This is a genomic window from Arthrobacter sp. SPT-J7, from assembly GCF_059089965.1.
Window position 1 is genome coordinate 1 of record NZ_JBNHFF010000098.1, and the last position, 11372, is coordinate 11372.

Genomic DNA, 11372 nt, shown 5'->3' on the forward strand with positions numbered 1-11372 from the left:
CGGCCCCCTCCGCCCACCCCACCGGAACGGGAGCGCCTGGTGGAGCGCAGCCCGGCGCCGTTCCCGGCGCTCCCGAACTGGTGGTCAACGTAACCGAGAGCAACTTCCAGCAGCTCGTGGAGTTGTCCGCGCAGGTACCCGTGGTTGTCGCCCTCTGGGCTTCCTACTCGCCCGAGTCGTCAACCATGCTGGACGTCCTGGAACGCGTGGTGAACAGCTACGGCGGAAGGCTGGTTCTCGGCGCCGCCGACATCGAAGCCTTCCCGCAGCTGGCCCAGGCGTTCCAGGTGCAGGCCGTACCTACCGCCGTTGCGGTGCTGAAGGGCCAGCCTGTGCCGCTTTTCCAAGGCGGCGCCGACGAGCAGCAGGTCCGCAGCCTTTTTGATGAACTGTTGAAGGTGGCCGCGGCGAACGGCGTGACCGGAAGCCTTGGCGGCGGCGCCGCCCCGGAAGGGGAACCGGCACCGCTGCCGCCGTTGCACCAGGCCGCTTTTGACGCCATCGAAGCTGGTGACTACGCGGCGGCGGCAGCAGCTTACCGGCAGGCACTGAATGAGATGCCCGCCGACCACGAGGCCAAGGCGGGGCTGGCCCAGGTGGAGCTGATGGAGCGCCTCCAACCACTCACGGCACAGGACAGTGAAGCATTGCGCGCCAAGGCAGCCAATGAGCCGGACAACCTGGAGGCGCAATTTGCTGTCGCTGACCTGGACGTTGCCGGCGGTCATGTGGAGGATGCGCTGAACCGCCTGGTCAGCTTCATTGGCAGGAACTTCGGGCCGGAGCGTGAGACTGCCCGGATCCGCCTGCTTGAGCTGTTCGATGTGGTCGGCGCGGGCGATGAGCGGGTGGCCAAGGCGCGGCAGGCCCTCGCCAGGGTGCTTTTCTAGTGTCTGCCCTGTTCGAGCCGCTGAAGCTCCGCTCACTGGAGCTCCGGCACCGCGGCTGGGTTTCGCCCATGTGCCAGTACAGCTGCGATGCCGGCGCCGCCCCCGGCGTTCCGCACGACTGGCACCTGATGCACCTGGGTTCGTTCGCAGCAGGCGGCGCGGCGCTGATCCTCACCGAGGCTGCCGCAGTCAACCACGAAGGCATGATCAGCCCGCGCGACGCCGGCCTCTACAACGATGCCCAAGCCGAAGCCTGGCAGCGGATCACCTCCTTCGTGCACCGCCATGGGGCGGCAGAGGCAAAAATCGGCGTCCAGTTGGCCCATGCAGGACGGAAGGCCTCCACCTACTGGCCCTTCTCCGGCAAGCACGGCAGTGTCCCGCAGTCCGACGGCGGGTGGACCACGGTGGGGCCCTCGCCGTCTGCCTTTGACGGCTATGCCGAACCCGCCGCCATGAGCGGGGAGCAGATCGACGAAGTGATCAGCGACTTCGCGGCCGCCGCCGCCCGCGCCGTTGATGCCGGGTTCGATACCGTGGAAATCCACGGGGCGCATGGTTACCTCCTGCACCAGTTCCAGAGTCCGCTGATCAACACACGGACCGACGCCTGGGGCGGGGATGAGACGGGGCGGAACCGGCTGATGCTTGCGGTGGTTGATGCTGTGCGGGCTGTCATCCCGGACTCAATGCCCCTGCTCCTGAGGATCTCCGCCAGTGACTGGGCCGACGGCGGGGTGGACCTCGCTGCCTCGGTGCGGCTGGCACGCGAAGCGGCCCAGCGCGGGGTGGACCTCGTGGACGTGTCCAGCGGGGGAGCCGTTGCCCATCAGCAGATCAAAGCGGGACCCGGCTACCAGACAGGCTTTTCCGCCGCCATCCGCAGGGAAGCGGGTGTGCCCACCGGAACGGTAGGCCTCCTGACGTCCGCCGGCCAGGCCGAACATGCCATAGCCACCGGCCAGGCCGACGGCGTCTTTATCGCCCGGGCGGCGCTGCGGGATCCGCACTGGTGGCTGCGAGCGGCCTTCGAACTGGGCCATGACATTCAATGGGCGCCGCAGTATGAGCGGGCTGTGCCCCGCCGGACTTTCTGACGGACGCGCCCATGATGGCCCATGAACGGCGCGAACAGGGGACAGCCCGTGCTGACTCGATTGACCGGCAGCTGGAAGCCAGCATCCTGGATCTTCTGGCTGCCAGGGCTGCAACATCCACCATCTGCCCGTCGGATGCTGCCCGTGCCGTCGGCGATGAAAATTGGCGCGACCTGATGGAGCCCGCCCGCAGGGCCGCGCGGCGGCTCGTGGATGCCGGCGAGGTGGAGATCACCCAGGGCGGTTCGGTGGTTGATCCCGCCACGGCAAAAGGGCCAATCCGGATCCGCAAGGTCCGTTAGGAACCAGCAGCGGGGTCCGCCGGTTCCTACCGCTCGTTTTTCAGGTCCCGGCGCCCGGCAGAAGCCTTCCTACTCCTTTGACGCTACGCCTGCAGGAGGACCCCGCCGCCGCACCCTGAGGACTAGTCTGGCTTCATGACTGCTCAGCAACCAGATCCGGCGCCGCCCGCCGGTCCCGTAGCCGCACTGTCCCTCCAGGGACTCGCCAAACGCTTCGGCGCAAAGATCGCCGTGGACGGCATCAGCCTGGACGTTCCCGCGGGCTCCTTCTTTGGAATAGTGGGCCCCAACGGCGCCGGCAAGACCACCACGCTTTCCATGGCGACCGGGCTGCTGCGACCGGACTTCGGCACCGCCGTCGTCCACGGCGTGGATGTCTGGGCCCGGCCGCTGGAGGCCAAGCGGCTGATGGGCATCCTTCCGGACGGCGTACGGCTGTTTGACCGGCTGACCGGCGAACAGCTGATCACCTACGCCGGGCTGCTGCGGGGGATGGACAAGGACGTGGTGGCCAGCCGCGTGGGCGAGTTGTTGGCAGCCCTGGACCTGTCACAGGACGCCGGCACGCTGGTGGTGGACTACTCGGCAGGCATGACCAAAAAAATCGCCCTGGCGTCCGCCCTGATCCACGCGCCCCGGCTGTTGGTGCTGGACGAGCCCTTCGAGGCTGTGGACCCTGTCTCCGCATCCAACATCCGTTCCATCCTGGACAGCTACGTGGCGTCCGGGGGAACCGTGATCGTCTCCAGTCACGTGATGGACCTGGTGCAGCGCATGTGTGACCATGTGGCGGTAGTAGCCGGCGGCAGGCTGCTGGCCGCAGGAACCGTGGACGAGGTGCGCGGCGGTGTTTCCTTGGAAGACCGGTTTGTCCAGCTGGTGGGCGGCCGCAGCCACACGGAAGGGCTGGAATGGTTGCGCACCTTTTAAGGCTCAAGCTCACCCTGCTGCGCAACGGCCTGCGCCGCAGTCCTTGGCAACTGGTTGGCATGGCTTTTGCTGGGCTCTACGCCCTCAGTGTTGTCGCCACCCTGGTGGTTGTCCTGGTCCTCCTTCGCCAGGCGGAACTCGATCTGGTGTACACAGCCGTGGTGCTCGGCGGCTCCGCGGCCGTGCTCGGCTGGGGAATCATTCCGGTGGTGGCCTCGGCCACTGACATAACCCTCGATCCAGCCCGCTTCACCACCTTCGCCGTCCCCATGAAGCAGATGCTGGCTGGACTGGCGCTGGGCGGGCTGATCGGCATTCCGGGTTTGGCCACAGCCCTGGTGGCATTGTCCACGGTGGTGACGTGGTCCCAGGATGTCCTGCCGGCCCTCGCAGCTTTGGTGGGCGCAGTGCTGGGAGTCCTGACCTGCATCGTGCTGTCCAAGGTGGTGACTACGGCAACGGCAAGCCTCGCCTCGTCCCGCCGCTTCAAGGACGTCAGCGCCGTCGCGTTTATGGTGCCCCTCGTCCTCCTGGGCCCGATCGTGGCGGGGGTGGGGCGGGGAATCACCGCCTCCACCGGCTTCCTTCCCGACTTTGCCCGGACCATGTCCTGGACTCCGCTTGGTGCTCCATGGTCACTGCCCGGCGACATTGCGGCCGGCCGCCCCGGCGAAGCGGCGTTGAAGGTGCTCCTTTCCCTTGCGGTGCTCGCCGGCCTCGCCTGGTGCTGGAAGCTCCTCCTGGAACGTGCCCTGGTCACGCCGCCGTACTCCGGCAGCAATAAGCGCAAAGGCGGCAAACTGGGGCTGCTCGGGTTGTTGCCCGCTGCTCCTGCCGGTGCTGTGATGGCGAGGGCGCTCACTTACTGGTTCCGTGACCCCCGGTACTCCGGCTCACTCATCGTCATACCGCTCCTTCCAGTGGTGCTTGTGTTCCAAGGGAGCCAGGCGGCCGACTTCAGCACCCTGGCGCTCCTGGCGCCGTTGTCGGCGTTCATCCTTGCCTGGTCCATCTCCGCTGACGTGTCCTATGACAACACCGCCTTCGCGCTGCACCTGGCCAGCGGCGTCCGGGGCGTTGACGACAGGCTGGGCCGCGCCCTGGCCTGCCTGGCCTTCGCACTGCCGGTGGTACTCGTGTTCGCCGCAGGAGCCGCTGCCTTCACGGGAGACTGGAACTCCTTGCCCGGCCAGTTGGGGCTGAGCTTGGGGATCCTCTTCACCGGGCTGGGGTTGTCCTCCGTGGTCTCGGCCCGGTACACGGTGGCGGTTCCCCTGCCGGGCGACAGCCCCTTCAAGAAGCCTCCCGGAAACGTGGGCCAGACCCTTGCCGTCCAGTTCGCCGGGCTGGGAGTCCTGCTGGTCCTGGTCTTGCCGGAGGCCGCCCTCCTGATCGCACAGCTGGTGACCGGCAATGCCCTCTTCGGCTGGCTGAACCTGGCCGTCGGGCTCCTGTTGGGCGTGGGCCTTTTTGTGACCGGTGTCAGGCTGGGCGGAAGATGGCTGGACGGCCGTGGTCCTGAACTGCTGGCCCAGGTCACCGTCAACCGCTGAGCCCGTGAACACCGCCGGCTCCTGCACCGCCCACCCGTAACCGCTGACACGGCCCCGGAAGGAACAGCATGGAAGTAGTAATCCTCAACGGCAGCAAGCAGATCGGAAAACTTGCCGCGGACGCCATCGAGGAGCTCCTCCGGCGCAAGCCGAATGCAGCCCTGGGCCTTGCCACCGGGTCGTCGCCGCTGCCGGTCTACGATGAACTCGCTGCCCGCCACGAGCGGGACGGGCTGGACTTCAGCCAGGCCTCCGGTTTTGCCCTCGACGAGTACGTGGGCCTGCCCGTGGGCCACCCCGAGTCGTACCGGGAAGTGATCCGGCGGGAGTTCGCCAACAGGGTGAACATCGCTGCGGAGAACGTCCATGGACCCGACGGTACGGCGGATGACATCCTGGCGGCCTGCCGCGCCTACGAGGAATCAATCAAGGCTGCCGGCGGCATAGACCTGCAACTCCTCGGCGTGGGCACCGACGGCCATATCGGTTTCAACGAGCCCGGCTCCTCCTTTGCCTCCCGCACCCGGATCAAGAGCCTCATCGAACAGACACGCCGGGACAACGCCCGGTATTTTGCCAGCCTCGCCGAGGTCCCGCGCCACGTCCTGACCCAGGGGCTGGGGACCATCATGGATGCCCGGCATGTGATCCTCGTGGCAACCGGCGCGCAGAAGGCGCAGGCTGTCCGCGATTTCGTTGAAGGGCCGGTGTCCGCGATCTGCCCCGCGTCCGTGCTGCAGTTTCATCCCCATGCCACCGTTTTGCTGGACGAAGCTGCGGCCTCGGCGCTGAAACTGGCCGATTTCTACCGGCACACCTTTGACAACAAACCCGCCTGGCAGGGCCTCTAGCCGCGCGGTTTCCAGCTCAGTCCGGCAGGGGAAGAGCACGACGACGGCAGGCAGGGGGCGTCTCTTTCCTCCCGCGGGAGGAAGCGCCGCCGTCGAACGCCGCACGGCCGGAAAGGCTAAGATGGTTGGCATGACTAGCATGACGGACCCTCTCGAAAACGACCCGATGCGCGAGCTTTCCGGGGCTGGAACGTCCACGGCCACCATCGAGCGCGAGGAACTGCGCCAGGAGGTGGAGCCCGGAGACCGGGAGCGCTTTTCTCACTACGTGCGCAAGGAAAAGATCATGGAGTCGGCGCTGACCGGGGAGCCCGTCATCGCGCTGTGCGGCAAAGTCTGGACGCCCGGCCGGGATCCGCAGAAGTTCCCGGTGTGCCCGATGTGCAAAGAGGTCTATGACGGCCTCCGCCCGGGCAACGACGGCGGCAAGGGTCCCGGAGGGGACTCAGGCAACAACAAGTAGTGACGGAGACGCTCTTCGGCGGCCCCACCCTGCCTCCGGCTTATCCGGAACGTGCAGCCTGGGGAACCGCCCCGAAACTCCGTGCCTGGCAGCAGGAAGCCCTGGACCTTTACCTGAGGACAAGTCCCCGGGACTTCCTGGCCGTGGCTACGCCCGGCGCCGGTAAGACCACCTTCGCGCTCCGTGTTGCGTCCATGCTCATCGAGTCCGGCACCGTTAATCGCGTGACCATAGTTGCGCCCACGGACCACCTCAAGCGCCAGTGGGCGGATGCGGCGGCCAGGGTGGGCATCGCCATTGACCCCAACTTCAAGAACTCGGATGGCCAGCACGGCCGCGGATTCATCGGAGTCGCCGTCACGTACGCCCAGGTGGCCAGCAAACCCCTGCTGCACCGGGCCAAAACCGAGGCCGCGCGGACCCTGGTGATCCTGGACGAGATCCACCACGGCGGCGAGGCGCTGTCCTGGGGCGACGGACTGCTTGAAGCGTTCGACCCCGCGGCGCGCCGGCTGTCCCTGACCGGTACCCCGTTCCGCTCGGACACCTCACCCATTCCGTTCGTCGAGTATGCCGAGGACCGGGATGGGATCCGGCGGTCGAAGGCGGACTACACCTACGGCTACGGCAACGCACTGCGGGACCATGTGGTCCGGCCGGTGATGTTTATGGCCTATTCCGGGCAGATGCGCTGGCGGACCAGCGCGGGCGAGGAAATGGCCGCATCACTTGGCGAGGCCGCGGTGACCAAGGACATCACCTCCCACGCCTGGCGAACCGCGCTGAACCCGGCGGGGGAATGGATTCCCGCCGTGCTGGCCGGGGCGGACAAGCGGCTGAGCGAGGTGCGCCGCACCGTCCCCGACGCCGGCGGCCTGGTGATCGCTACCGACCACGAGGACGCCCGGGCGTATGCCGGACAGCTGAAGAGGATCACGGGGGAGTCGCCCACCGTCATCCTTTCCGATGACGCAAAGGCGTCCAGCAAGATCGAAGAGTTCACTGCCAGCGATAGACGCTGGATGGTGGCCGTCCGCATGGTGTCCGAAGGCGTGGACGTACCCCGGCTTTCCGTCGGCGTGTACGCCACGTCGACGTCCACCCCCCTGTTTTTCGCCCAGGCGGTGGGCCGCTTCGTGCGTGCCCGCAAGCGGGGGGAAACGGCGTCTGTCTTCCTGCCGTCCGTTCCGCAGCTGATGGCCCTGGCCAACTCCATGGAGGCCGAACGGGACCACGCCCTGGACCGGCCGGAGAAGGAAGACGGGGACGGACTCTTCACCCCTGAAGACTCGCTGATGGCGGAAGCCAACCGCGAGGACAAGGCTTCGGACAGCCTGACGAAGGGAAAGTTTGAGGCCCTGGACTCCCAGGCGTCCTTTGACCGTGTCCTGTTCGACGGCGGCGAGTTCGGCACCGGCGGCGAGGTGGGCTCCGACGACGAGTTGGACTTCCTGGGCATTCCCGGGCTGCTGGACGCCGAACAGGTGGGCACACTGCTCCGCCAGCGCCAGCACGAGCAGCTCAACCGGAAGAACCGGAGATCGTCAGCCCCAGCGGTTGGGACGGAACCCGCGGCTCCGGCCGTCCCCGACCACCGGCTGCTCATGGATCTTCGGAATGAGCTGGCCAAAAACGTGGCTGCCTGGTCGGCCCGGACCGGCACGCCGCACGGCGTGGTCCACACCAAGCTCCGGACTGTCTGCGGCGGTCCGCCGGTGGCGCAGGCCAACGAGGAACAGCTGCAGTCCCGCCTCCGGAAGCTTCAGGACTGGTTCATCGGCCGGAAGTAGCGGCAGGACGGCGGCCGGCCCGGCCGCAAGTAATGGTTGGGCCGGATTTCCGCCCGCTTAGGCGACGTCGACGCCGCCGAGTTCCATCTCGGTGATTGCTTCCTCGAGGTCCTCGGCGATCCCGGCCGTGAGGGACCGGATGACCGTCACGGAGTAGCCCGCCTGCACTGCATCAAGGGAAGTTGCCTTGACGCAGTAGTCGGTGGCAATGCCCACCACCACCACATCCTCGACGTCGTTGCTCTGCAGCCAGTCGTCCAGGCCGATGGCGTCTTCAGCAGCGACATAGCTGTCCGCGTCTCCGGCACCCGGCAGCGCGCCGGGCTGACGTTCTCCGGTGGGCACGGCGTCTTCCGGCGCCTGCAGGCCCTCGAAACCGGAGTAGGCGGCAGCAAACTGCCCCTTCTGGAAATAGGCGTCGATGTACTCGGTGTCCAGGTCCGGATGGAGCTCGGCGCCGCGGGTTCCCGCCACACAGTGGGGCGGCCAGCTGTCAACAAAATCAGGGGTTTCGGAGAAGTGGTCTCCCGGGTTGATGTGCCAGTCCTGGGTCGCAACAATGTGATCGAACTCGCTGTGGTGGGCATCCACGTACTCGCTGATGGCACCGGCCACCGCTGCGCCGCCGGCCACGGCGAGCGAACCGCCTTCGCAGAAATCGTTCTGGACGTCAACGATGATCAGGGCGCGGGACATCAGTTCTCCTCGTAGATGGTGGGGATGGCTGCTTCACCGCGCTGGAGGCGGTTGACCACAGCCGGCAGTTCGGCCATGGACTCGGCGTGGCGTTTGCGCGCCCGGAGCACGCCTTCATGGCCGGTCCAGCCCGGCATCAGTTCGCCGTTTTTCATGAACTGCTGCAGCAGCGGACGGTCATTGCCGTCGTCATCGGGCCGGTGGCCCACGCCCACTACCTCGGCAGTGGCGATGCCGCGTTCGTCCAGTTTCCGCAGCGCGTATTTGCGCCCGCCCACGCTTGCCTTGTTCTTGGCGGCTTTGGCGACGGAGACGTAGGCGCCGTCGTCGTCCGTTCGGCTCACAAGCTTGTAGACCATGCTGGCGGTCGGGGCGCCGGACCCCGTGACCAGTGAGGTGCCCACCCCGTAGGAATCCACGGGGGCGGACTGCAGGGCTGCGATGGCGAACTCGTCCAGGTCTGACGTGACCACGATTTTGGTGTTCTCGTTGCCGAGGTTGTCCAGGAGCTGGCGGACCCATTGGGCCTGGGCTACGAGGTCGCCCGAATCCAGCCGGACCGCCCCAAGCTTCGGCCCCGCAAGGTCCACGGCCGTGCGCACGGCCGTTTCGACGTCGTACGTGTCCACGAGCAGGGAGGTGCCGTCGCCCAGGGACGCAATCTGTGCTTCGAAAGCATCCCGCTCCGTGTCATGCAGGAGGGTGAAGGAGTGGGCGGCGGTGCCCACTGTCTTGATTCCGTAGCGGATGCCCGCCTCCAGGTTTGACGTGCTGTCGAACCCGGCGATGATGGCTGCCCTGGCGGAGGCAGTAGCCGCTTCCTCATGGGTGCGCCGGGAGCCCATCTCAATGCAGGGGCGGCCGCCGGCGGCGCTGACCATCCGGGACGCGGCGGAGGCGATGGCACTGTCGTGGTTCAGCACGGACAGCAGGTACGTCTCCAGCATGCACGCTTCGGCGAAGGTGGCCTCGACGATGAGGATGGGGGAGTTCGGAAAGTACGCTTCACCCTCCGGATAGCCCCAGATGTCACCGGAGAAACGATAGGACGCGAGGTACTCCAGCGTTTGTTCGTTGACCACCTTGGTGCGGGCCAGGAAGTCGAGCTCGGCCTCACCGAAGCGGAAATTCGCGATACCTTCAAGCAGCCGGCCGGTGCCTGCCACAATGCCGTAGCGCCGGCCGTCCGGCAGCCGCCTGGCGAAGGCCTCGAAGACGGACTTGCGGTGCGCAGCGCCTGAATGAAGCGACGCCTGCAGCATGGTCAGCTCATAGTGGTCAGTGTAAAAGGACGTGCGGGGATGATCCCAGCCGGCTGAGGTGCTCACGAAAGTCACTCTAGTCCCCACCGGCTCCCACGTCTCGCTTCGCTTCGGCGCGGGGCCCTCGCCGGTGTGGGCCAATCCACCCGCTCCCACGTCTCGCTTCGCTTCGCCGCGGGGCCCTCGCCGGTGTGGGCCCATCCACCCGCTCCCACGTCTCGCTTCGCTTCGGCGCGGGGCCCTCGCCGGTGTGGGCCCATCCTCCCCATAGAATGGACAGATGACCTTAAGCGTTGCGCTCGGCCCTGATACGCAAGAGGGCACCCGGACCGGCACGGCGGAGTCAACGGACTTCCTTGCCGCACCGGACATCCCCTGGAACCTGGTGATCTGGAATGACCCCGTTAATCTCATGAGCTATGTCAGCTACGTGTTCCAAAGCTACTTTGGCTACTCGGAAAGCAAAGCCAACAAGCTCATGATGGAGGTCCACAAAAAGGGCCGCTCCATTGTTGCTTCGGGCAGCAAGGAACAGGTGGAGCGCCATGCCGTCGCCATGCACGGATTCGGACTGTGGGCCACGGTGGAGAAGGCCAGCGGCGGGCCAGGCGGCAATTCAGGCAAGTCCGGCGGGCCGGGCCAGGGTAAGGGTAAACGTGGCTAAGGCGTTCAAGTACGGACTTAAAGGCATCACCGGCTACCTGGAGCCGGCCGAACGGGAACTGCTGCGCAGCCTCATTGACGACGTCATTTCCATGCTCCAACCGGAGGAACGCAGGGGCCAGGATCCACTGGCTGCACTGATCGGCCTGGATATGGACGTTGCCGAGCCCTCGGACCGGGCGGTGAAGCGGCTTCTGCCCAACGTGATGAAGGACGACGGCGCCGCGTCCCTTGAGTTCCGCCAGCTCACCGAGCGTTCGCTCCGGGAAACAAAGATCGGCGCCCTCCGTGCGGCGGCACTCGACCTGGACAAGGACGAGATCGTGCTCACCGCCGACGGCGCGCGGCATTGGTCCATGGCCCTGAACGACGTCCGGCTTGTGCTGGCCGAGCGGCTGGACATCCAGGATGAGGAGGATGCCGAGCACGTCCACCTGATGCAGGACTGGTCCCAAGCCGAGGACGTGGAAAGCTACCTGGCCTTGGTCTACAACTTCGCCACCTGGCTGCAGGAATCGCTGGTCCAGGCAATGCTGCAGTCCCTGGACACCCGCCGTTGACCATGTGCCGGCGATTCCCGTCCCGGTCCTGTGACAAATTAGACATGAGTCACAGGCCACAAGATGGTGCCTGACGCTGCGCTGAAGACCTATCCTCGAATAATCATGACAACAGCCTCGAGCATGGATCCGTCAGCAGCCGCTGCAGCGGTATCCGAAGCCAGCGACCTCCCGGCCGCCGCCGTGGAATCACGGCCCATCGGTGTCTTCGATTCCGGCGTAGGCGGTTTGACGGTGGCACGCTCCATCATCGATCAGCTTCCCAACGAATCCATCCTCTATGTAGGGGACACCGCACATGGACCGTACGGCCCC

The 11372-nt window shown here is 66.4% G+C and carries 12 protein-coding genes and 1 pseudogene; 11 read left to right on the forward strand and 2 right to left on the reverse strand.

The features are described from left to right. The 8 genes from AC5RWX_RS24880 to AC5RWX_RS24915 all read left to right on the forward strand — a co-directional run. Positions 1-890 (forward strand): co-chaperone YbbN (locus AC5RWX_RS24880; RefSeq protein WP_494098959.1); only part of this gene is annotated, 890 nt, incomplete at its 5' end. Further along, positions 890-1987, forward strand: a complete 1098-nt coding sequence (locus AC5RWX_RS24885) for an NADH:flavin oxidoreductase/NADH oxidase (RefSeq protein ID WP_494098960.1) — start codon at positions 890-892, stop codon at positions 1985-1987. The genes AC5RWX_RS24880 and AC5RWX_RS24885, both read left to right, overlap by 1 nt. 11 nt (positions 1988-1998) lie before the next feature. Continuing rightward, on the forward strand, positions 1999-2289 hold the full coding sequence (locus tag AC5RWX_RS24890; protein ID WP_494098961.1) for a DUF3253 domain-containing protein: 291 nt from the start codon (positions 1999-2001) through the stop codon (positions 2287-2289). Positions 2290-2424: 135 nt separating this feature from the next. Next, positions 2425-3219: an ABC transporter ATP-binding protein gene (locus AC5RWX_RS24895; protein ID WP_494098962.1), complete on the forward strand. Its 795-nt coding sequence runs from the start codon at positions 2425-2427 to the stop codon at positions 3217-3219. Then, positions 3201-4772, forward strand: a complete 1572-nt coding sequence (locus AC5RWX_RS24900; RefSeq protein ID WP_494098963.1) for a transporter — start codon at positions 3201-3203, stop codon at positions 4770-4772. The genes AC5RWX_RS24895 and AC5RWX_RS24900 overlap by 19 nt, the downstream gene beginning before the upstream one ends. 68 nt (positions 4773-4840) lie before the next feature. Then, positions 4841-5623: a glucosamine-6-phosphate deaminase gene (gene nagB / locus AC5RWX_RS24905; protein WP_494098964.1), complete on the forward strand. Its 783-nt coding sequence runs from the start codon at positions 4841-4843 to the stop codon at positions 5621-5623. Between the two features lie 121 nt (positions 5624-5744). Further along, on the forward strand, positions 5745-6086 hold the full coding sequence (locus tag AC5RWX_RS24910) for a DUF3039 domain-containing protein (RefSeq protein WP_458781703.1): 342 nt from the start codon (positions 5745-5747) through the stop codon (positions 6084-6086). Beyond that, a complete protein-coding gene (locus AC5RWX_RS24915; protein WP_494098965.1) occupies positions 6086-7876 on the forward strand; it encodes a DEAD/DEAH box helicase in 1791 nt (596 codons plus the stop codon). The genes AC5RWX_RS24910 and AC5RWX_RS24915 overlap by 1 nt, the downstream gene beginning before the upstream one ends. Before the next feature lie 57 nt (positions 7877-7933). On the opposite strand, the gene AC5RWX_RS24920 is transcribed toward AC5RWX_RS24915, so the two are convergent. After that, the gene (locus AC5RWX_RS24920; protein WP_494098966.1) at positions 7934-8572 is read right to left on the reverse strand and encodes an isochorismatase family protein; all 639 of its coding nucleotides are present in this window, start codon (positions 8570-8572) and stop codon (positions 7934-7936) included. Next, a complete protein-coding gene (locus tag AC5RWX_RS24925) occupies positions 8572-9900 on the reverse strand; it encodes a nicotinate phosphoribosyltransferase (RefSeq protein WP_494098967.1) in 1329 nt (442 codons plus the stop codon). The genes AC5RWX_RS24920 and AC5RWX_RS24925 overlap by 1 nt, the downstream gene beginning before the upstream one ends. Before the next feature lie 214 nt (positions 9901-10114). On the opposite strand from AC5RWX_RS24925, the gene clpS reads away from it, so the two are divergent. The 3 genes and pseudogenes from clpS to AC5RWX_RS24940 form a co-directional block, all read left to right on the forward strand. Next, complete coding sequence (clpS, locus tag AC5RWX_RS24930; protein ID WP_494040025.1) at positions 10115-10498, forward strand: ATP-dependent Clp protease adapter ClpS; 384 nt, start codon at positions 10115-10117, stop codon at positions 10496-10498. Beyond that, on the forward strand, positions 10491-11057 hold the full coding sequence (locus AC5RWX_RS24935) for a DUF2017 domain-containing protein (RefSeq protein ID WP_494098968.1): 567 nt from the start codon (positions 10491-10493) through the stop codon (positions 11055-11057). The genes clpS and AC5RWX_RS24935 overlap by 8 nt, the downstream gene beginning before the upstream one ends. Positions 11058-11180: 123 nt before the next feature. Further along, a pseudogene (locus AC5RWX_RS24940) lies at positions 11181-11372 on the forward strand (glutamate racemase); the annotation flags it as partial.